At 74.8% G+C, this 20,475-nt stretch carries 20 protein-coding genes; 13 read left to right on the forward strand and 7 right to left on the reverse strand.

Annotated elements, in window-relative coordinates; genetic code table 11:
* Positions 1 to 23: 23 nt before the first annotated feature.
* Positions 24 to 1,319: an exodeoxyribonuclease VII large subunit gene (gene xseA, locus ACQP6G_RS02370; RefSeq protein ID WP_429762562.1), complete on the forward strand. Its 1,296-nt coding sequence runs from the start codon at positions 24 to 26 to the stop codon at positions 1,317 to 1,319.
* On the opposite strand, the gene ACQP6G_RS02375 is transcribed toward xseA, so the two are convergent.
* A complete protein-coding gene (locus ACQP6G_RS02375; protein WP_429762563.1) occupies positions 1,285 to 2,247 on the reverse strand; it encodes a helix-turn-helix transcriptional regulator in 963 nt (320 codons plus the stop codon). The genes xseA and ACQP6G_RS02375 overlap by 35 nt on opposite strands.
* Before the next feature lie 73 nt (positions 2,248 to 2,320).
* Here ACQP6G_RS02375 and ACQP6G_RS02380 point away from each other — a divergent pair, with 73 nt between their 5' ends.
* Positions 2,321 to 3,469, forward strand: a complete 1,149-nt coding sequence (locus ACQP6G_RS02380) for an epoxide hydrolase family protein (RefSeq protein WP_429762565.1) — start codon at positions 2,321 to 2,323, stop codon at positions 3,467 to 3,469.
* Between the two features lie 3 nt (positions 3,470 to 3,472).
* On the opposite strand, the gene ACQP6G_RS02385 is transcribed toward ACQP6G_RS02380, so the two are convergent.
* Positions 3,473 to 5,092: an ABC-F family ATP-binding cassette domain-containing protein gene (locus tag ACQP6G_RS02385; RefSeq protein ID WP_429762566.1), complete on the reverse strand. Its 1,620-nt coding sequence runs from the start codon at positions 5,090 to 5,092 to the stop codon at positions 3,473 to 3,475.
* A gap of 102 nt (positions 5,093 to 5,194) precedes the next feature.
* Between ACQP6G_RS02385 and ACQP6G_RS02390 the strand changes: the two genes are divergently transcribed.
* From ACQP6G_RS02390 to ACQP6G_RS02400, 3 genes are read left to right on the forward strand one after another with little or no spacing between them, the layout of a single operon-like run.
* Complete coding sequence (locus ACQP6G_RS02390; RefSeq protein ID WP_429762567.1) at positions 5,195 to 5,479, forward strand: exodeoxyribonuclease VII small subunit; 285 nt, start codon at positions 5,195 to 5,197, stop codon at positions 5,477 to 5,479.
* A complete protein-coding gene (locus ACQP6G_RS02395) occupies positions 5,476 to 6,438 on the forward strand; it encodes a carbohydrate kinase family protein (protein WP_429762568.1) in 963 nt (320 codons plus the stop codon). The genes ACQP6G_RS02390 and ACQP6G_RS02395 overlap by 4 nt, the downstream gene beginning before the upstream one ends.
* Positions 6,435 to 7,076, forward strand: a complete 642-nt coding sequence (locus ACQP6G_RS02400) for a carbonic anhydrase (RefSeq protein WP_429762569.1) — start codon at positions 6,435 to 6,437, stop codon at positions 7,074 to 7,076. The genes ACQP6G_RS02395 and ACQP6G_RS02400 overlap by 4 nt, the downstream gene beginning before the upstream one ends.
* A 25-nt stretch (positions 7,077 to 7,101) precedes the next feature.
* Here the strand turns inward: ACQP6G_RS02400 and ACQP6G_RS02405 are convergent, their stop codons facing one another.
* Positions 7,102 to 7,656: a DUF1697 domain-containing protein gene (locus ACQP6G_RS02405; protein WP_429762570.1), complete on the reverse strand. Its 555-nt coding sequence runs from the start codon at positions 7,654 to 7,656 to the stop codon at positions 7,102 to 7,104.
* 94 nt (positions 7,657 to 7,750) lie between these two features.
* Here ACQP6G_RS02405 and ACQP6G_RS02410 point away from each other — a divergent pair, with 94 nt between their 5' ends.
* Complete coding sequence (locus tag ACQP6G_RS02410; protein WP_429762571.1) at positions 7,751 to 9,187, forward strand: class II fumarate hydratase; 1,437 nt, start codon at positions 7,751 to 7,753, stop codon at positions 9,185 to 9,187.
* A gap of 191 nt (positions 9,188 to 9,378) precedes the next feature.
* Here the strand turns inward: ACQP6G_RS02410 and ACQP6G_RS02415 are convergent, their stop codons facing one another.
* Positions 9,379 to 9,867, reverse strand: coding sequence for a MarR family winged helix-turn-helix transcriptional regulator (locus ACQP6G_RS02415; RefSeq protein ID WP_429762572.1), 489 nt, complete (start codon positions 9,865 to 9,867; stop codon positions 9,379 to 9,381).
* 69 nt (positions 9,868 to 9,936) lie between these two features.
* On the opposite strand from ACQP6G_RS02415, the gene ACQP6G_RS02420 reads away from it, so the two are divergent.
* Positions 9,937 to 11,259, forward strand: a complete 1,323-nt coding sequence (locus tag ACQP6G_RS02420; RefSeq protein WP_429762573.1) for an FUSC family protein — start codon at positions 9,937 to 9,939, stop codon at positions 11,257 to 11,259.
* A 51-nt stretch (positions 11,260 to 11,310) separates the two neighbouring features.
* On the opposite strand, the gene phoH2 is transcribed toward ACQP6G_RS02420, so the two are convergent.
* Complete coding sequence (phoH2, locus tag ACQP6G_RS02425; RefSeq protein WP_429762694.1) at positions 11,311 to 12,594, reverse strand: RNA 5'-3' helicase PhoH2; 1,284 nt, start codon at positions 12,592 to 12,594, stop codon at positions 11,311 to 11,313.
* A 345-nt stretch (positions 12,595 to 12,939) separates the two neighbouring features.
* On the opposite strand from phoH2, the gene ACQP6G_RS02430 reads away from it, so the two are divergent.
* Together ACQP6G_RS02430 and nhaA are read left to right on the forward strand one after the other, a co-directional pair.
* A complete protein-coding gene (locus ACQP6G_RS02430; protein ID WP_429762574.1) occupies positions 12,940 to 13,524 on the forward strand; it encodes a DUF1697 domain-containing protein in 585 nt (194 codons plus the stop codon).
* Positions 13,525 to 13,648: 124 nt separating this feature from the next.
* Positions 13,649 to 14,944 (forward strand): Na+/H+ antiporter NhaA, encoded by a 1,296-nt coding sequence (gene nhaA, locus ACQP6G_RS02435; RefSeq protein ID WP_429762575.1) that lies wholly within the window; start codon positions 13,649 to 13,651, stop codon positions 14,942 to 14,944.
* Here nhaA and ACQP6G_RS02440 read toward each other — a convergent pair.
* Together ACQP6G_RS02440 and ACQP6G_RS02445 are read right to left on the reverse strand one after the other, a co-directional pair.
* A complete protein-coding gene (locus ACQP6G_RS02440; protein ID WP_429762576.1) occupies positions 14,910 to 15,677 on the reverse strand; it encodes a DedA family protein in 768 nt (255 codons plus the stop codon). The genes nhaA and ACQP6G_RS02440 overlap by 35 nt on opposite strands.
* 96 nt (positions 15,678 to 15,773) lie before the next feature.
* On the reverse strand, positions 15,774 to 16,691 hold the full coding sequence (locus tag ACQP6G_RS02445) for a LysR family transcriptional regulator (protein ID WP_429762577.1): 918 nt from the start codon (positions 16,689 to 16,691) through the stop codon (positions 15,774 to 15,776).
* Between the two features lie 148 nt (positions 16,692 to 16,839).
* Between ACQP6G_RS02445 and ACQP6G_RS02450 the strand changes: the two genes are divergently transcribed.
* The 4 genes from ACQP6G_RS02450 to ACQP6G_RS02465 are packed head-to-tail and all read left to right on the forward strand — an operon-like array spanning position 16,840 to position 20,473.
* Entirely contained in the window at positions 16,840 to 18,225 is a 1,386-nt protein-coding gene (locus ACQP6G_RS02450; protein ID WP_429762578.1) for an MFS transporter, read from the forward strand.
* Positions 18,222 to 19,001: a 3-hydroxybutyrate dehydrogenase gene (locus ACQP6G_RS02455; protein ID WP_429762579.1), complete on the forward strand. Its 780-nt coding sequence runs from the start codon at positions 18,222 to 18,224 to the stop codon at positions 18,999 to 19,001. Before ACQP6G_RS02450 ends, ACQP6G_RS02455 begins: the two co-directional genes overlap by 4 nt.
* Positions 18,998 to 19,804: a CoA transferase subunit A gene (locus ACQP6G_RS02460; protein WP_429762580.1), complete on the forward strand. Its 807-nt coding sequence runs from the start codon at positions 18,998 to 19,000 to the stop codon at positions 19,802 to 19,804. Before ACQP6G_RS02455 ends, ACQP6G_RS02460 begins: the two co-directional genes overlap by 4 nt.
* A gap of 3 nt (positions 19,805 to 19,807) precedes the next feature.
* Positions 19,808 to 20,473, forward strand: a complete 666-nt coding sequence (locus ACQP6G_RS02465; RefSeq protein ID WP_429762581.1) for a 3-oxoacid CoA-transferase subunit B — start codon at positions 19,808 to 19,810, stop codon at positions 20,471 to 20,473.
* Positions 20,474 to 20,475: the final 2 nt, after the last annotated feature.

Here is a 20,475-nt window from a genome sequence, read left to right on the forward strand (position 1 = left end):
AGGCTCCGTCGGGGGCGTGGGGCATGCTGGACGCCGTGTCGGACCAGTCCCAGCCGCAAGCCCCCCAGCCGCAGCCCCTGCCCGAGCTCGCCCGCGACACGACCGCGGACCGCCCGTGGCCGGTGCGGCTGCTGTCCGCGAAGATCCGGGACTACGTCGCGAGGATGTCGTCGGTCTGGGTCGAGGGCCAGGTCGTGGAGCACACCTACCGCCCCCGGGCCGGCATGCAGTTCGTCACCCTGCGGGACACCGACGCCGAGGCCTCCCTGCCGGTGCACCTGCTGTCGCGGATCTACGAGGGCCTCCACCACAAGCCCGAGGTGGGCGACCACGTGGTGGTGCAGGCGAGGCCCGAGTTCTGGGTCAAGACGGGCCGCCTCTCGATGCGCGCGACGGCGGTGCGTCAGGTGGGCGTCGGCGAGCTGCTCGCCCGCATCGACCAGCTGCGCCGCGTGCTCGCCGCGGAGGGCCTGTTCGACCTCGACCGCAAGCGCCCGCTGCCGTTCCTGCCCGCCGTGGTGGGCCTCGTGTGCGGGCGCGAGTCGAAGGCGGAGCACGACGTCGTCGTGAACGCGCGGGCGCGTTGGCCGCAGGTCCGGTTCGAGATCCGCGAGGTCGCGGTGCAGGGCGTCGACGCCGTCCGCGAGGTGAGCGCCGCGATCGCCGACCTCGACTCCCGCCCCGAGGTCGAGGTGATCGTCGTGGCGCGCGGCGGCGGCTCCGTCGAGGACCTGCTGCCGTTCAGCAACGAGGCCCTGGTGCGGGCGGCGGCCTCGTGCACGACCCCGCTGGTCAGCGCCATCGGGCACGAGACGGACACCCCGCTGCTCGACCTCGTCGCGGACCACCGCGCGTCCACGCCGACCGACGCCGCGAAGCAGGTCGTGCCCGACGTCGCCGAGGAGCGGCTGCGCCTCGACCAGGCGCGACGGCGGATGCGCGCCGCGGTGGCCGGTCGGGTCGAGCGCGAGCAGCACGGGCTGGACGCCCTGCGGTCGCGCCCGGCGCTGGCCCGGCCGCAGACGACGGTCGACGTCCGCGAGCGCGAGATCGCCCAGCACGTGCGGCACGCCCGCCACTGCCTGGACGCCGCGCTGCTGCGCGCGTCCGGAGAGGTGGGCCGCCTCGCGGCCCAGGTCCGGGCGCTCTCCCCGCAGGCCACGCTGGAGCGCGGGTACGCCGTCGTGCAGCGCGCGGACGGGCACGTGGTGCGGGCGAGCCACGACGTCACGGCCGGCGACGCCGTGCACGTGCGCGTGGCCGAGGGTTCGCTGGAGGCCGCCGTCACCGCGACGGCGGCACCCGCGCCGCCCGCCTGAACCGGTCCGCGAGCCGGCCGAACGCCGCGGCGAGCTCCTCCCCCTCGAGCACCTCGACGTCCATGTCGAGCCGGGTGACCCACAGGGCGAGCTGGTCGGGGTCGTCGCTGCCCACCTCGATCCGGCAGGTGGACGGCCCGACCTCCTCGACCTCCAGCGGGGAGCCGACCTTCGCCACGACCTGCGCGGCGGTGGCGTGCACGAGGATCCGCGCCCGGTAGCGCCAGGTCGCCCGGCCCACCCGCGCCACGACGTGCCGCAGCACCGCGTCCTCGGGGATGACGCGCGGCCGGAACCGGGCCCCGGTGGGCGGGCGCAGCGTGATCCGGTCGACCCGGAAGACACGCCAGTCCAGCCGGTCGAGGTCCCAGGCCAGCAGGTACCAGCGCGACCCCCAGCGCACCAGGCGGTGCGGCTCCGTGTGCCGGGAGGACTCGGCGCCGTCGTGGGAGGCGTAGCGGAACCGGAGCCGCTCACCGGAACGGATCGCGGCGGCGACACCCCCGAGCACCTGCAGGTCCGGCGCCGGGTCCCCGCCCGGCACGACGCTCGTCGCCTCCCGGACGGCCTCGACGCGGCGCCGCAGGTGCGTGGGCATGACCTGCTCGACCTTCGCGAGCGCGGTGAGGGCCGTCTCCCCCTCGCTGTGCTGCCCGTGCGCGGCCGCGGCCAGCCCGATCGCGACCGCGACCGCCTCGTCGTCGTCCAGCACCAGCGGCGGCATCGCCGACCCGGCGGCGAGCCGGTAGCCGCCGGCGACGCCGGGGCGGGCCTCGACCGGGTAGCCGAGCGAGCGCAGCCTGCCGACGTCGGTGCGCACGGTGCGGGTGCTCACCTCGAGCCGCTCGGCGAGGTCGCCGCTGGTCCAGTCGCGCCGCAGCTGCAGCAGGGACAGGAGCTGGAGCAGGCGGGCCGAGGTCTCGAGCATCTTCGGAGCATCTCACCGATCGCGGAAGCAGGTCTTCCGCTATTGCTGCGAGCGTGGAGCCATGAACCGAGTCATGAGCCCCACCGCAGACACCGCCCTCGTCCCCTTCCGCGTCGACGTCCCGCAGGCGGACCTCGACGACCTGCGCGACCGGCTGGCGCGCACCCGCTGGCCCCTGCCCGTGCCCGGTCGCGACGACCGCACGGACTTCAGCCGCGGCATCCCCCTGCCGTACCTGCGCGAGCTCGCCGAGTACTGGCGCGACGGCTTCGACTGGCGCGCGCAGGAGGCCGCGCTGAACGCGCACGAGCAGGTCACGACCGTCGTCGACGGCCAGACGTTCCACGTCGTCCACGCCCGTTCCGCGAACCCGGACGCCACCCCGCTGCTGCTGTGCCACGGGTGGCCGGGGTCGTTCGTCGAGTACCAGCGGCTGCTCCCGCTGCTCACCGACGCGTTCCACGTCGTCGTGCCCTCGCTGCCCGGTTTCGGGTTCTCGACGCCCCTGTCCGGCACGGGCTGGGAGGTCGCGCGCACCACCGAGGCCTACGCCGAGATCATGACGCGGCTCGGGTACGAGCGGTTCGCCGTGCACGGCACCGACATCGGCGCCGGCACCACCGGCCGGCTCGCCGCGCTCTACCCGGAGCGCGTGATCGGCACCCACGTCGGCAGCGACGGCCGGTCGCTCGGCATGGTGGGCGCGGCCTACCCGATGCCGGACGGGCTGACCGACGACGAGATCGCCCAGATCGACGCGGTGCGCGCGGCCGACGCCGCCGAGCACGGCTACTTCGAGATGCAGAACCACCGCCCGGACACGATCGGCGCCGCCCTGACGGACTCCCCCGTCGGGCAGCTCGCGTGGATGGCCGAGAAGTTCCAGACGTGGACGAACCCGGCGTCCCGCACGCCGGACGAGGCCGTCGACCGCGACCAGCTCCTCACGAACGTGGCGCTGTACTGGTTCACCCGCAGCGGGGCGTCCAGCGCGCAGTTCTACTACGAGGCCTCGCACTCCGGCCTCGACTGGCTCTCCGCCTCGGAGGTCCCCTCCGCGTGGTCCGTGTTCGACACCCACCCGCTCATGGCCAAGGTGTTCAACGGCTGGGGCGCGATCGACCGCTGGGTGGAGCACGCCGAGGGCGGGCACTTCCCCGCGATGGAGGAGCCGCGGCTGCTGGCCGACGACCTGCACGCCTTCTTCGACGGCCGGTCCTGACCGTCACCGTGCGCGGACGACCCGCCCCTCGTCCCAGACGGGCTCGGGCGTCTCGCGCACGGTGCCGTCCTCGCCGAACACCAGGAACCGGTCGAACGACCGCGCGAACCAGCGGTCGTGCGTCACCGCGAGGACGGTGCCGTCGAACGCCTCCAGGCCCTCCTGCAGCGCCTCGGCGCTGGCGAGGTCGAGGTTGTCGGTGGGCTCGTCGAGCAGCAGCGCGGTGCAGCCGGCGAGCTCGAGCAGCAGGATCTGGAACCGCGCCTGCTGCCCGCCCGACAGCCGGTCGAACGCGCGGTCGGCGGCGACGGTCAGCTCGTAGCGGCGCAGCACCGACATCGCCGCCCCGCGGTCGCGGGCATGGTCCTCCCACAGGATCTGGGTGAGCGTGCGGCCGAACAGCTCCGGGTGGGCGTGCGTCTGCGCGAACACGCCCGGCACCACGCGCGCGCCGAGCCGCCACTCCCCCGTGTGCGCGACGTCGTCGCCGCCGAGCAGCCGCAGGAAGTGCGACTTGCCCGACCCGTTCGACCCGAGGACGGCGACGCGCTCGCCGTAGAAGACCTCGAGGTCGAACGGCTGCATCAGGCCGGTGAGCCCGAGCCGCTCGCAGGTCAGCGCCCGCACGCCCGTGCGGCCGCCGCGCAGGCGCATGCGGATGTCCTGCTCGCGCGGGGGTTCGGGCGGCGGGCCGGCCTCCTCGAACTTGCTCAGTCGGGTCTGGGCCGCCCGGTACCGGGAGGCCATCGCGTCGCTGTTCGCGGCCGCCTGCCGCAGCTCGCGCACGAGCCTCGTGAGCTGGGCGTGCTTCTCGTCCCAGCGCCGGCGCAGCTCCTCGAACCGCGCGAACCGCTCCCGGCGTGCCTCGTGGAACGTCGCGAAACCGCCGCCGTGCACCCACGCGTCGGCGCCGGACGGCGCGGGCTCGAGGGAGACGATGCGGTCCGCGACGCGGGCGAGCAGCTCGCGGTCGTGCGAGACGAAGAGCACGGTCTTCCGGGTGGCGCGGAGCTGGTCCTCGAGCCATCGCTTGCCGGGTACGTCGAGGTAGTTGTCCGGCTCGTCGAGCAGCAGCACCTCGTCGGGGCCGCGCAGCAGCGCCTCGAGGACGAGCCGCTTCTGCTCGCCGCCGGAGAGCGTGCGCACCTCGCGCCACCGCGCCTGCTCGTACGGGACGCCGAGCGCGGCGACCGTGCACACGTCCCACAGCGTCTCGGCCTCGTAGCCCTGCGCCTCGGCCGAGTCGGCGAGCGCCTGCGCGTAGGCGAGCTGCGCCGGCTCGTCGTCGACCTCCATGATCGCCAGCTCGGCCGCGTCGACCGCGCGGGCCGTGTCGCGGATCCTGGGCGGCGCGACGGAGACGAGCAGGTCGCGCACCGTCGACTCGTCCCGCACGGAGCCGACGAACTGCCGCATGACGCCGAGCCCGCCCGTCACCGTGACCGACCCGGCCTGCGGCACGAGGTCGTCCGACAGCAGGCGCAGCAGGGTGGTCTTCCCGGAGCCGTTGGGCCCCACCAGCGCGGTGGCGCTCCCCTCGGGGACGCGGAACGAGACGTCGTCGAGCAGCGTGCGTCCGTCCGGCAGCACGTGCTCGACGTGCGCCACCTCCAGATGACCCATGCGGCGCACGCTGCCCGACCACCCGTCCGCCCGCAAGGCATTTCCGCCCGCTGCGCGGACGACGTCGACGGCGTGTCGGCCCGGTGTTGTTGACTGTCCCCCGTGACCGATGCGAACCCCGGTGCCCCGGACCTGCCCGCCGACGTCTCCGACCTGACCTACGAGGAAGCCCGCGACGAGCTCGTCCAGGTGGTCGCCCGGCTCGAGGCCGGCAGCGAGCCCCTCGAGGCGTCGCTCGCCCTCTGGGAGCGCGGCGAGGCCCTCGCCGCCCGCTGCCAGCAGTGGCTCGACGGAGCGCGGCAGCGGCTCGCGGCGGCGCAGGCCGCCTCGTCCGCGATCTCGTCCGGCGCCGACGGCGACGACGACGCCGAGGAGGACGACGCGTGAGCGCGCACGTCCTCGCGGTGGGCGAGGCGCTGGTGGACGCGGTGCACCGCCCCGACGGGAGCAGCGAGGAGCACCCCGGCGGCAGCCTGGCGAACGTCGCGCTCACGCTCGGCCGTCTCGGCCGCGACGTGCGGCTCGCGACCTGGCTCGGCCGCGACGCGCGCGGCGACGTCGTCCGGTCGTGGCTCGCGGAGTCCCGCGTGGCCCTGGCCCCGGGCAGCGACGGCGCGGCGCGCACGAGCGTCGCGCAGGCGACCCTCGACGACACCGGCGCCGCGACCTACGAGTTCGACCTCGAGTGGCAGGTGCCCGCAGGCGCGGGCGCCATCCCCGAGACGCTCGCGGTGCACACCGGCTCCATCGCCGCCATGCTCCCGCCCGGGGACGCCGACGTGCGGGGGCTGGTGGAGGTCGCCCGGGCGACGTCGACCGTGACCTATGACCCCAACGCGAGGCCCGCGATCATGGGCGACGCCGACGTCGTCCGGCCGCGGGTCGAGGAGATCGTCGCGCTCTCCGACGTGGTGAAGGTCAGCGACGAGGACCTGGCGTGGCTCTACCCCGACCGGGCGCCGCTCGACGTCGCGCGCGGCTGGCAGGCCACCGGCCCGGCGGTCGTCGTGGTGACGTTCGGCGGCGAGGGAGCGACGGCGATGACGGCGGCCGGCGAGGTCGCCGTCGCCGCGCCGCGGGTCGACGTCGTGGACACCGTCGGTGCCGGCGACTCGTTCATGGGCGCCCTCCTGGACTGGTTGTGGGGCGCGGACCTGCTGGGCGCGGACCGCCGCGACGCGCTGCGCGCCATCGACCGCGCGGCGACGGCCCGGATGCTCGTGCGCGCGGTCGCCGTGGCCGCCGTCACCGTCTCCCGGGCCGGCGCGAACCCGCCGTGGCCCCGCGATCTCATCGGGCCGGACCGCGTGCGGGTCGGCGAGCACGGAACAGAGGAGCACTCATGACCCTGACCCCCACCGAAGCCTGGGCCCGGCTGCGGGCCGGCAACGGCCGCTTCGTCCGCGACGAGCCGGACCACCCCGACCAGGACGCCGTCCGCCGGCGCGAGCTGCGTTCGGTCCAGCACCCGCACACCGTGATCTTCGGGTGCTCCGACTCGCGGGTGGCGGCGGAGATCGTCTTCGACCAGGGCCTGGGCGACGTCTTCGTCGTGCGGACCGCGGGGCACGTGGTCGACACGACCGTGCTCGGCTCCATCGAGTACGGCACGGAGGTGCTGCACACTCCCCTCGTGGTGGTGCTGGGGCACGACTCGTGCGGCGCCGTCGCGGCGACCGCGCACACCCTCGCGACCGGCGAGCAGCCCCCGGGCTTCGTGCGCGCCGTCGTCGACAAGGTCATCCCCTCGGTCGCGGAGCTCACGAGCCGCCAGGGCGTCACCGGGCCGATCGACCCGGCCGTGCTGCGCACGGAGCACGTCAAGCACACCGTCGCGCTGCTGCGCGGCTACTCGGCAGCGATCGCCGCGGCCATCGACGAGGGCCGCCTGGCCGTCGTCGGCGTCGTCTACGACCTGGACGACGGCAGCGCGCACCTCGTGGCGGTCGACGGCGAGATCGGCGAGGAGCCGGCCGCCGCCTGAGGGCGACGACCCGGGTCCCGCCCGCTCAGGCCCGTGCGGCGGCCGCCAGCAGCCGCCGCACGGTGCCGAGGGTGCGCGTCGTCGCGACGCCCCCGGTGAGCCGCTCGACGAGCGAGTTCGGGTCGGCCCAGGTGCCCGGCCCGCCCCGCACCACGCCGAGGACGACGCCCGGCCGCGCGGCGACGAGGTCGAGCAGGTCACGCTCGTCGGTCCACGGCAGGTCCAGCGGCAGCGGGTGCCCGCCGTCCACGAACGTCAGGGTCTCGCGGTACGTCCGCCCGTCGCGGGTGAGCGCGAACGGGTCGCCGTCGATCGCCGCGGTGACGTCGTCGAGAGGGCGCACCAGCGCCGCGCCGGAGTACCCGCACCGCTCGGCGAGCAGCGGCGCCGCGGCCCGGACGACGGCCTCCGCCGCGCCGCCGCCCGGGCCGACGTCGAGCAGCACCGTGCCGTTGGTCTGGAACGACCGCACCGCGGCGCCGCCGCCGTCGACCAGGGCGCGCTCGAGGACGTCGCGCACCGGGCTGCCCCGGTGCCCGAGGTTCATCGCGCGGTAGAGCACCACGTGGGTGAACGTCACCCCGCGATCCTCCACCACCGCACCGACAGCGGCACCCGTCCGGAGTGACCCGGCTCACGACGGACCGCCCGCGCGGGTGCGGCACGATAGAGGCATGACTTCCGACACCGTCGTCCCCGGCGCGTCCGGCGCGGGCGAGACCGAGTACCGCATCGAGCACGACACGATGGGCGAGGTGCGCGTCCCGGCGCACGCGCTCTACCGCGCGCAGACGCAGCGGGCCGTGGAGAACTTCCCCATCTCCGGCACCACGCTCGAGCGCGGGCACATCGAGGCCCTGGCGCGCATCAAGAAGGCCGCCGCGCGCGCCAACGCCGAGCTGGGCGTGCTCGACCAGGACATCGCCGACGCGATCGTCGCCGCGGCCGACGAGGTCGCCTCGGGCGCGCACGACGCGCACTTCCCGATCGACGTCTTCCAGACCGGCTCTGGCACGTCGTCGAACATGAACACCAACGAGGTGCTGGCCACGCTCGCCACGCGCTCGCTGGGCAAGGACGTGCACCCGAACGACCACGTCAACGCCTCGCAGTCGTCCAACGACGTCTTCCCGACGTCGGTGCACGTGGCCGCCGCCGCCGGCGCGATCCACGACCTGATCCCGGGTCTGAAGCACCTGGCCGACGCCCTGGGCGCGAAGGCCGACGAGTTCGGGGGCGTCGTGAAGTCCGGCCGCACGCACCTCATGGACGCCACCCCGGTGACGCTGGGCCAGGAGTTCGGCGGCTACGCCGCGGCGATCCGCTACGGCGTCGAGCGCGTCGAGGCGGCGCTGCCCCGCGCGGCCGAGGTCCCGCTGGGCGGCACCGCGGTCGGCACCGGCATCAACACCCCGGCCGGCTTCCCGCAGCGCGTCATCGAGCTGCTGCGCGAGGACACGGGCCTGCCGCTGACCGAGGCGCGGGACCACTTCGAGGCGCAGTCGGCGCGCGACGGCCTCGTGGAGCTCTCGGGCGCGCTGCGCACCATCGCCGTGTCGATCACGAAGATCTGCAACGACCTGCGCTGGATGGGCTCGGGCCCCAACACCGGCCTGGGCGAGATCGCGATCCCCGACCTGCAGCCGGGCTCCTCGATCATGCCGGGCAAGGTCAACCCGGTGATCCCGGAGGCCGTGCTCATGGTGGCCGCCCGGGTGATCGGCAACGACGCCACCGTCGCGTGGGCCGGCGCCAGCGGCTCGTTCGAGCTCAACGTGCAGATCCCCGTCATCGCGCAGGGCGTGCTGGAGTCGATCCGCCTGCTCGGCAACGCGTCGCGCGTCCTGGCCGACAAGACGGTCTCGGGCATCACCGCCAACGTGGACCGCGCCCGCGCGTTCGCCGAGTCGTCGCCGTCGATCGTCACGCCGCTCAACCGCGTGATCGGCTACGAGGCCGCGGCCAAGGTCGCGAAGCACTCGGTGAAGCAGGGCATGACGGTCCGCGAGGCCGTGATCGACCTCGGCTTCGTGGAGCGCGGCGAGGTCACCGAGGCCCAGCTCGACTCGACCCTCGACGTCCTCAAGATGACGAAGCCCCCGCAGGCCTGACGTCCCTGCCCCGCGACGGCGGCGCTCCCCTCGGGGAGCGCCGCCGTCGGCGTCTCCCGGGAAGCGACCGCATCCTGAGCTCGGGGTTGGTAAGGCTAACCTCACCTGCTACTGTCGGCGTACGCGGGGAGGCGCCCCTCGGGGCGCGGGGCTGGGGGGTTCCACCTGAGACGTGCGGCGCCTCCCCGCGATCAGTAGTCCTTCGGGTCCAGGCGACGCAGGACGACGGCGAGCAGCCGGCCGAGCTCGGCCCGCTCCGCCCCGGACAGGTCCGCCAGGGCCGCGCGCTCGTGCTCGATCTGCCGGGGGAACAGCTCGTCGACGAGCGCCTCCCCCTCCTCGGTCAGCGCCACGAGCACGCCGCGCTTGTCGCGCTCGTGCACGGCACGTCCCACCAGGCCGGCGCGCTCCAGCCGGTCCAGGCGCTTGGTGATCGACGCCCCGGGCGAGCCCGTCATCGTGGTGATCTCGCCGGCGCGCAGCGGGCGCCCGGACCGGCGCAGCGCGGTGAGGACGTCGAGCTCGGCCCGCGTGACGTCGCGGGCGGCGAGGTCGTCGGACACCTCGGCCTCCAGCAGGGCGGCGATCCGGCGCACCCGCGCGCCCACGTCGGCCGGGGACGTGTCGACGGCGGGGAGCCGCTCGGCCCACTGCGCGCGCACGCGCTCGATGTAGTCCACGGCGACAGGATAGAGGTCACACCGCAACTACTTCCATGATGATTTACCTGTGAACTATCATCGTCGGCAATGCCTCCCACCTCCTCCCCGGTCCTGACGAGCGCCCGCGACGTCCTCGACCCTGCCCACCTGCGCGCGGCGCTGCGCATCAACCCCGCCGACGCGACGCTCGCGGCCGCCCTGCGCGTCGGCGCCGCGGCCGCCGTCGTCCTCGCGCTGAGCGCCGCCGTCGGCCGCACCGACCTGGCGGCCTTCGCCTCCCTGGGTGCGCTCGTCATCCTGTACGGCCGGTACGAGCCGTACCGGCGGCGCGCGTCCCTGCTGGCCGGCGTCTCCGCCGTGTTCGTCGTGGCCTTCCTGCTCACGGCCTCCCTCACCGCCGCCGGCGCGCCGACCCTCGTCGTCCTCGTGGTCGTGGCCCTGGTGGCCGGCGTGGCCACCGCCCTGTGCACCCTGGTCCGCACCGGGCCGCCCGGGGCAAGCATCGTCGTCTTCGCCGCGGCGGGCGGCATGGTCGGCCCCCTGGCGTGGGCCGACGTCGCCGAGCGTGGCGTCGCCTTCACGCTCGGCGCCGCGGTCGCCTGGCTCGTCGGGATGAGCGGCTGGCTCGTGCGCCCGAGCGCGCCGGCCCGCCTGGCCGTCCGCCGGGCCGCGGACGCGGTGCGGACGTCGCTCGACGCCGGACCCGACGCCCCCGGCGCCGCGCGGGCCGCGTCGGCCTCCGTCGCCCGGGCCCGCGAGGTGCTGGCGGACGACCTGTCCCGCCGGCGCACCCGGGACACCGCGCGGGTGCTCGCCGCCGAGCTCGCCGCTGTCGATGCGGCACTCGAGCCCGGGGCCCCCGGCCACGGCTCGGGCGGGGCGCCCGCCGAGGCCCTGCCGCCGCGTCGCCGCCTGCGCGACGACGTCCGCGCCGGCTGGCGCGTCCCCGGCTGGCGCCTCGCCGGGGTCCGCGTGGTGCTGGCGAGCGTCGTCGCCGGCGCGGGCACGCTCGCCGCCGGGCTGAGCCACCCCGCGTGGGCGCAGCTCGGCGCCACGGCCACCCTGCAGGGAGCGAGCACGCACCACGCCGTGGTCCGCGCGCTGCAGCGCGGGGGCGGCACGGTGCTCGGCGCCCTGCTCGCCTGGCCGCTGCTCGCGGCGCACCTGTCCTTCGCCGCGACCTGCGTCGTCGTCGTGGTGCTGCAGGTCGTCACGGAGGTCGTCGTCGGCCGCCACTACGGCCTGGCGATGCTCACCATCACGCCGATGGCGCTGCTGATGACGTCCCTCGGCGGGTCGGTCGACCCGGCCGGGATCGCGGCGTCGCGCGCCCTCGACACCGTGCTCGGCGCCGTGGTGGGGGTGCTCGCCGTCGTCCTGGTGCACCCGCGCCGCCGCACCGCCGGTTGAACCTGTCGACACCACGTCCCCGGGTCTCGACAGGCTCGACCGGCGGCCGGGTCAGATCTCCAGCGACTCCAGCATCTCGGTGACCAGCGCCGCGACGGGCGACCGCTCGGAGCGTGTGAGGGTCACGTGCGCGAACAGCGGATGCCCCTTCATCGCCTCGATCACGGCGGCGACGCCGTCGTGCCGGCCGACCCGCAGGTTGTCGCGCTGCGCGACGTCGTGCGTGAGGACCACGCGCGAGTCCTGCCCGATGCGGGACAGCACCGTGAGGAGCACGTTCCGCTCGAGGGACTGGGCCTCGTCCACGATGACGAACGCGTCGTGCAGCGAGCGCCCGCGGATGTGGGTCAGCGGCAGCACCTCGAGCATCTCGCGGTCGATCACCTCGTCGACGACGTCGGGCGAGACGAGCGCGCCGAGCGTGTCGTAGACCGCCTGCGCCCAGGGATTCATCTTCTCGGACTCGGATCCGGGCAGGTAGCCGAGCTCCTGCCCGCCCACCGCGTACAACGGGCGGAACACGATCACCTTGCGGTGCTGCCCGCGCTCGAGCACCGCCTCCAGGCCGGCGCACAGCGCCAGCGCCGACTTGCCGGTACCGGCGCGCCCGCCGAGCGACAGGATCCCGACCTCCGGGTCCAGCAGCAGGTCGATGGCGATGCGCTGCTCCGCAGAACGGCCGTGCACGCCGAAGACGTCCTGGTCCCCGCGCACGAGCCGGACCGTCTTGTCGGCCGTGACCCGCCCGAGGGCCGACCCGCCTGGCGAGTGGATCACCAGCCCGGTGTGGCACAGCAGCGGCGAGGCGGCCTCGACGACCGCCGGGTCCAGGGCGGCCAGCTCCACCTCGCCGCCCTCGTACAGGGTGCCCACCTGCTCGTCGGCGACGTCGATCTCGCGCATCCCCGTCCAGCCCGAGTCGACGGCGAGCTCGTGGCGGTACTCCTCCGCGCGCAGGCCCACGGCCGACGCCTTGACCCGCATCGGCAGGTCCTTGGAGACCACGGTGACGTCGCAGCCCTCGGCCGCGAGGTTCGCCGCGACCGAGAGGATCCGGGTGTCGTTGTCGCCGAGCCGGAACCCGGCGGGCAGCACCTGCGGATCGGTGTGGTTGAGCTCCACCCGCAGCGTGCCGCCCGCCTCGCCCACCGGGATGGGCGCATCGAGACGGCCGTGCTTGAGGCGCAGCTCGTCGAGCATCCGCAGCGCGCTGCGCGCGAAGTAGCCGAGCTCGGCGTGGTGCCGCTTGGCCTCCAGCTCCGTGATGACGACGACCGGCAGGACGACGTCGTGCTCGGCGAAGCGGTGGATCGCCCGCGGGTCGGACAACAGCACGGACGTGTCGACGACGAACGTGCGGGGGGTGGTGCCGTCCGGGTCGTCGACGGTGTCGCGCTCAGGGACGGGTGCAGTTCGGGCCACGGCGAGCTCCCTCCAGGTGGACGGGCGGCCGCCCCGGGGGCGCCGTGCGGCGCCGGGCCGGAGCCGGCCCTCCCGCACGGAGCGTGAACCCCATCGGCTGGCCTCCCCGAGGACGGCTGGACACCGTCCCTGCCGCCAAACTACGACGCTGTGATTCGCGCCACCACCCCCACGTCGGCGGGTCGGGAAGTTGTCACCCGCCGTTCACGCGCCGGACCCCGCCGCGACGCGGGCAGGAAGGGCGAGCACCATGGTGCCGTGACCCCGAAGCCCTCGACGCCCCCCACGCCTGCCGGCGACGACGCGACGGCCTGGGTCGTGCTGCTGCGCGGCGTGAACGTCGGCGGTTCCCGTCGCGTGACCTCCGCCGACCTGCGCGAGGCCGCCGCCGCGGCGGGCCTGGCCGACGCCCGGACCTACGCCAACAGCGGCAACCTCGTGGCCGTCGGGGCGGCGGACGACGGCGACGTCGCCGGGCGCGTCGCGGCCGCGCTGGCCGACCGCCTCGAAGGCGACCTGCGCGTCGTCGCGCTGACGGCGGAGCGCGCGGCCGCCGTCCTCGCCGCCGACCCGTTCCCCGACGCCGTGGCCGACCACCCGTCCCACGTGCAGGTGCACGTCTCCCCCGAGCCCGTGGACGCCGATGCCCTCGCGCGGCTCGCCGAGGGGCGGCCCGAACGCTTCGCCGTCGTCGACGGCGTGCTCTACGTGGACTACGTGGCGGGCATCGGCCGGTCGAAGCTCACCCCCGGGCTGGTCGACAGGGCCGCGGGCACCTGGACCACCGCGCGGAACTGGAACACCTTCTCCAGGCTGGTGACGATGGCCCACGACGCCTCATGACGGGCACCGGCACGCGGACGGCCCGACGGACGTTAGGCTGGCCCGCGGTGAGCCGGGAAGTCTGGTCGGTGGCACCGGCTGGGACGCCGGTGACCCACGACGACCCCTACCCGACAGGGAGCCCATGAGCACCGACGTCACCGCGCCGTCCTTCCCCGCCCGCCTGAGCCGCTTCGTCTCGCGCGAGACGACCGGCGGCGCGCTCCTCATCGGCGCCGCGCTCGTCGCGCTGGTGCTCGCGAACTCCGGCTGGCGCCAGTGGTACCTCGACCTGTCGGAGACGGTCCTCGGGTTCGCGTACCTGGGTCCGCTGCACATCCACCTCGACCTCACCGTCGCCGCGTGGGCTGCAGACGGTCTGCTGGCGATCTTCTTCTTCGTGGTAGGCCTCGAGCTCAAGCACGAGTTCGTCGCGGGCAGCCTCCGCAGTCCCAAGGAGGCGGGGGTGCCGATGATCGCCGCCGTCGGCGGCATGGCGGTCCCCGCGATCATCTACTCGGTGCTGGTCGTCACGCTGGGCGACTCCGGGGCGCTGGAGGGCTGGGCGATCCCCACCGCCACCGACATCGCCTTCGCGCTCGCCGTGCTCGCCGTCTTCGGCAAGGGCCTGCCCGTCGCGATCCGTACGTTCCTGCTCACGCTGGCGGTCGTCGACGACCTGCTGGCGATCATCGTCATCGCCGTCTTCTACACGGACGACCTGCAGTTCGGGTACCTCGCGGCGGCGCTGGTCGTGATCGCCGTCTTCGGCTGGTACGTGCGCTCCCGCAAGCCTCGCTGGTGGCTGCTGATCCCCCTGTTCGTCGTCGGCTGGGCCTTCATGCACGCGTCCGGGGTGCACGCCACGGTCGCCGGCGTGCTCATGGGCTTCACCGTGGCGGCGCGCCCCACGCACGGCGAGGAGATCAGCCGCACGCAGCGCTACGAGCACGCGGTCAAGCCCTGGTCGCAGGGGCTGGCGCTGCCGATCTTCGCGTTCTTCGCCGCAGGCGTGGACCTGCGCGACGGTGGCGGCGTCGCCGAGATCCTGGGCCAGCCCGTGGTCCTCGCCATCGTCTGCGGGCTGGTCGTCGGCAAGCTTCTGGGCGTGCTCGGCACCACCTGGCTCGTCACCCGCGTGACCCCGCTGCGGCTCGCACAGGGCATCGGCGTGCGCGACCTCCTGCCGGTCGCGCTGCTCGCCGGGATCGGGTTCACCGTCTCCCTGCTGATCTCGGAGCTCTCCTTCGGCCACGAGTCCGAGCACACCCTCGGCGCGAAGTCGGCGATCCTCATCGCCTCCGTCATCGCCGCAATCCTCGGGGCGCTCATGCTTCGGTGGGACGCCCGTCAGGCACGCACCTCCGACATGAACCGTGACGACATCGACGACGCCGTCACCGACTTCATCGGGGACGAGAAGGACCGCAAGGAGCACTGAGGGCGGCCGCTCCGCGGGCGGGGATCCGCGGGGCGCTGGCCGCCGCGAGCGCCGGCTCCCGCTGCGCCACGGCGACCGCCCGCGGTGCCGTCCGCGCCGCCGGAGCGGCGCGGCGTCCGCGGGCGGCCCAGGCCGTGAGGGCCCGGTCGACGACGAACCCGAGCACCGTGCCCACGACGATCCCGACGGCGACGGCGAGCAGCGGGTGGTCGCCCAGCGGCTGGGCGGCCACCACCCCGAGGAGCACGGACCACGTCGCCCACGCGAGGGACGCGACGGCCGACAGCCCCATGAAGCGGCGCCGCGAGAACCCGACCGCGCCGGCGGTGACGTTGACCGCCATCCGTCCCACGGGCACGAACCGCGCCCCGAGGACGACGGACGCGCCGCGCCGCTCGAAGGAGCGCGCTGCCCAGGCCACGGCACGCTGACCGCGCGGGCCCCGCAGGAAGGGGACCCGGGACGTGCCGAGCGCGCGGCCGAGGGCGTAGGCGATCTGGTCGCCGCACCAGGCGCCGAGGGCCGCGACGAGGATCACGAGCGCGAGGTTCACCGCCTGCCCGGTCTCGGCGCCCACCGCCATCATGATGATCACGGTCTCGCCGGGCACGGGCGGGAAGAAGCCGTCTGCCGCGGTCGCCCCGAACAGGGCGGGGAACGCCCAGGCGGAGGACACGAGCGCGAACAGCGTGCTCTCCAGCTGCCCCCAGAGCGAGGCGATCGCGTCGATCATGCCTCCCACCCTCCGGCGTCGGGGCCGCCCGCCACCATGGGGTGTGCCCCCGGTTCGACCCTGGGGGAACCCTGAGCCGCCCCGGTCGGGCCGGGGTCAGGCGTCGCGCGCCGGGCTGCCGCGCAGCAGGTCGCGGCTGCGCTCCACCTGCTCGCGCAGCGCCCCCAGCAGCGCGGCGACGGCGGGCCGGCGCCAGGACTCCGGGTGCACGACGGCCCAGTAGGGCAGCCGGTCGCGCACCTCGCCCGGGAGCAGCCGCACCAGGTCGGCGTGCCGGTCGGCCATGAAGCACGGCAGGAACCCCACGCCCGCGCCCGCCCGGGTGGCCTCGACGTGCACGAAGACGTTGGTGGACGTGAGCGCGTCGCGCATCCCCGGCACCAGGCGCCGCGGGGCGTCGAGGGCGTCCACCTGGAGCATCGAGTTCACGAAGTAGACCAGCCCGTGGTCCGCCAGGTCAGCGGCCGACGCCGGGACGCCGCGGCGGGCGAGGTAGTCCCGCGAGGCGTACATGCCGAGCTCGTAGTCGCCGAGCCGCGCCGCCTTGGCCCGGCCCACCTGGGGCTCGCCGACCACGACCTCCACGTCGACGCCGGAGCGGTGCTGCGTGGCGTGCCGGGTGACGGTGACCAGCTCGACGGACAGGTCCGGGTGGCGGCGGCGCAGCGCGGCCACGGCCGGCGACGCGACGTACGCGCTGAACCCGTCGGTCGCCGTCATCCGCACGACGCCCGTGACCGGGTCGGGCTCGCCGTCCGGGGCGGCCAGGCCGGCGACCGCTGCCGCGACGGCCTCGGCGGCACGGGCAGCGCGCTCCCCCAGCCCGGTGAGCTCCCAGCCGTCGGCGCCGCGCACCAGGACCCGGCCGCCGAGCGCGCGCTCGAGCGCGGCCACGTTGCGCGCGACGGTCGTGTGGTTGACGCCGAGCACCTCGGCCGCGGTCGTGTACCGGCCGGTGCGGGCGACCTCGAGCAGCACGAGGAGCTGGTCGGGCGAGGGCGGCGTCGTCGGCACGCCGGCACCCTACTGCCCGCCGCGCCCGATCTGCATCCGTGCACACCACGCGTGCTCGGTTGGTCGTTGCGCGCACACGTCTGCGCCCGGCAGCATCCTCGGCGTCAGGTGGCGACCGCCACGGTGTCAACGACGACACGGAGGAACCATGGCCGCGGGCCAGAACACGGCGCCGGACGGCGCGACGCACGGCACGGGCGACGGCGGCAGCGACCGCTCGCTGCTCACCAGGATCGTGTCCGCCTCGATGGCCGGCACGGTCGTCGAGTGGTACGACTTCTTCCTCTACGCGACCGCCGCGGCGCTCGTCTTCGACAAGGTGCTGATGCCCGCCATGGGCAACGAGTACGACGGCATCATCGCCGCCTTCGTCACGTACGCGATCGGCTTCCTCGCCCGCCCGCTGGGCGGCGTGGTCTTCGGCCACCTCGGCGACAAGCTGGGCCGCAAGCACACCCTGCAGGTGACGATCATGATGATCGGCGCCGCGACCGTGCTCATGGGCTGCCTGCCGAGCTACGACGCGATCGGCCTCGCCGCGCCGGCGCTCCTCGTGCTGCTGCGCTTCGTGCAGGGCATCGCGCTGGGCGGCGAGTGGGGCGGCGCCGTCCTGCTCGTGGCGGAGCACGCGCCCGACAGCAGCCGTGCCCGGTGGGCCGCGTGGCCGCAGGCCGCCGTCCCGGTGGGCAACCTGCTCGCCACCGCCGTGCTGTGGGTCATGTCCACCACGCTGTCCGACGCCGCGTTCCTCTCGTGGGGCTGGCGCGTCGCCTTCTGGCTGTCGGCCGTCGTCGTGCTCGTCGGCTACTGGATCCGCACGACCATCACGGACGCGCCGATCTTCGAGGAGGCGAAGGCCGAGCTCGAGGAGGGCAAGACGTCGGGCTACGGCGTCCGTGACGTCGTCCGGCGGTACCCCCGCGGCGTGCTCACCGGCATGGGCCTGCGGTTCGCGGAGAACATCATGTACTACCTGGTGGTGAGCTTCTCGATCGTCTACCTCGGCACCGGGCTGGGCATGGACACGGCGTCGATCCTCGGCGTCGTCGCGATCGCGCACGCGTTCCACTTCGTCGTGATCCTCTGGGTCGGGCGCCTGGCCGACCGACTCGGGCGCAAGCCGGTGTACCTCGCGGGGGCGGTCCTCGGCGGCACCTGGGGCCTGTGGGCGTTCCCCGCGTTCGGCACGAGGAGCACGGTCGTGGCGCTGGTGGTCATCATGGTGGGCCTGCTGTTCCACGCCCTCACGTACGCCGGGCAGCCGGCCATCATGGCCGAGATGTTCCCGACCCGGATGCGGTACTCGGGGGTGTCCATCTCGTACCAGGTGACGTCGATCGTGGCGGGCTCCCTGGCCCCGATCCTCGCCACGACCTGGCTCAAGACCACCGGCTCGTGGTGGCCCACCGCCGTGTACCTGCTGGTGGCCGGCGCGATCACGACCGTGGCCGTGCTGAGCATGCGCGAGACCCGTGGCATCTCCCTGCGCGACCTCGACGCCCGCGACCGCGCCGCCGCCGGGGCGGTCGCATGACGGGCGGTACCGCTCGCCCGGCGCCCGGCGGGCCCGCGCTCGCCGGGCGCCGGGCCCTGGTCACCGGCGGCGCGTCCGGCATCGGCGCGGCCTGCGCTCGCGAGCTGGCCGCGCGCGGCGCCCACGTGGTCGTCGCGGACGTGGAGCCCGACGGCGCGAAGCGTCTCGCCGACGAGCTCGGCGGCGAGGCGTGGGTCGTCGACCTCGCCGACACCCGCGCCCTCGACGACCTGCGGCTCGACGTCGACGTGCTCGTGAACAACGCCGGCGTCCAGCGGGTCAGCCCGGTCGAGGACTTCGCGCCCGACGACTTCCGGCTCGTCCACCGCCTCATGCTCGAGGCGCCGTTCCTGCTGGTGCGGGCGGCGCTGCCCCACATGTACGCCCGCGGCTGGGGGCGGGTCGTCAACGTCTCGTCCGTGCACGGGCTCGTCGCGTCGCCGTTCAAGTCGGCGTACGTGTCCGCGAAGCACGGGCTCGAGGGCCTGTCCAAGACGGTGGCGCTCGAGGGCGGGCCGCACGGGGTCACCAGCGTCTGCGTGAACCCGGGCTACGTGCGCACGCCGCTCGTCGAGAAGCAGGTCGCCGACCAGGCCGCCGTGCACGGCATCTCCGAGGCGGACGTGCTGGCGCAGGTGATGCTCGCCGAGCCGGCCGTGAAACGCCTGGTGGAGCCGGAGGAGGTCGCGTCGCTGGTCGGGTGGCTCACCGGGCCGGACGCCTCGATGGTCACCGGCGCCTCGTGGACGATCGACGGCGGATGGAGCGCACGATGACCGGTCTCGACAAGACCGTCGCGACGGCGGTCGACGCCGTCGCGGACGTCCCCGACGGCGCCTCGCTCGCCGTCGGCGGCTTCGGGCTGTCCGGCAACCCGGTCGCGCTGATCGAGGCACTCCTCGCCCGCGGCACCACGGGCCTGTCCGTGGTGAGCAACAACTGCGGCGTCGACGACTGGGGCCTGGGCCTGCTGCTGGGCGCCGGGCGCATCCGCCGGATGACCAGCTCCTACGTGGGCGAGAACAGGGAGTTCGAGCGGCAGTTCCTGGCGGGCGAGCTCGAGCTGGTCCTCACGCCGCCGGGCACGCTCGCCGAGCAGCTGCGCGCGGGCGGTTCCGGGATCGCGGCGTTCTGGACGCGGACCGGCGTCGGCACGCAGGTGGCCGACGGCGGCCTGCCGCGGCGGTACGACGGCGCCGGCGGCGTCGCCGTCGCCTCGCCGCGCAAGGAGGTCCGCGCCTTCACGGCTGCGGACGGCACGAGCGCCGACTTCGTGCTCGAGGAGGCGATCACGACCGACTACGCCCTGGTGCACGCCGCGCGGGGCGACCGGCACGGCAACCTCGTCTTCCACCGCTCCGCCCGGAACTTCTCGCCGCTGGCCGCCATGGCGGGCCGCGTGTGCGTCGCCCAGGTGGAGGAGCTCGTCGAGCCCGGCGAGATCGACCCGGACGACGTGCACCTGCCCGGCGTCTTCGTGCACCGCGTGGTGCACGTGCCCGGGGGCGAGAAGCGGATCGAGAAGCGCACCACGACACCGGCGACCGCCATGCCGACCGCGACGACGAAGGAGGGCTGAGCCGTGCCGCTCACCCGCGACGAGATGGCCGCGCGCGCGGCGGCGGAGCTGGCCGACGGCTGGTACGTGAACCTGGGCATCGGGCTGCCGACGCTCGTGCCGAACCACGTGCCCGCCGGCCGTCACCTCGTGCTCCAGTCCGAGAACGGCCTGCTCGGCGTCGGCCCCTATCCCTCCGACGCCGACGTGGACCCTGACCTGATCAATGCCGGCAAGGAGACGGTCACGCTGCTGCCCGGCGCCTCCGTGTTCGACTCGGCGACCAGCTTCGGCATGATCCGCGGGGGCAAGATCGACGCGGCCGTCCTCGGCGGCATGCAGGTCAGCGCCGCCGGCGACCTCGCCAACTGGATGATCCCCGGCAGGACGGTCAAGGGGCCCGGCGGCGCGATGGACCTGGTGCACGGCGCGCGGCGCGTGATCGTGCTCATGGAGCACTCCGCCAAGGACGGGTCCCCCAAGCTCCTGCCGGAGTGCACGCTCCCCCTCACGGGGCGAGGCGTGGTGCACCGCGTCATCACCGACCTCGCGGTGCTCGACGTCACGCCCGACGGCTTCGTGCTCCGCGAGCTGGCGCCGGGCGTCGCCGTCGACGACGTCGTGGCGGCGACCGGCGCGCCCGTCACGCTCGCCCTCGACCGCCGGGACGCCGACGCGGCCGTCGCGTGACC

It is taken from the genome of Isoptericola nanjingensis (assembly GCF_050311635.1).
GTDB lineage: Bacteria > Actinomycetota > Actinomycetes > Actinomycetales > Cellulomonadaceae > Isoptericola > Isoptericola nanjingensis.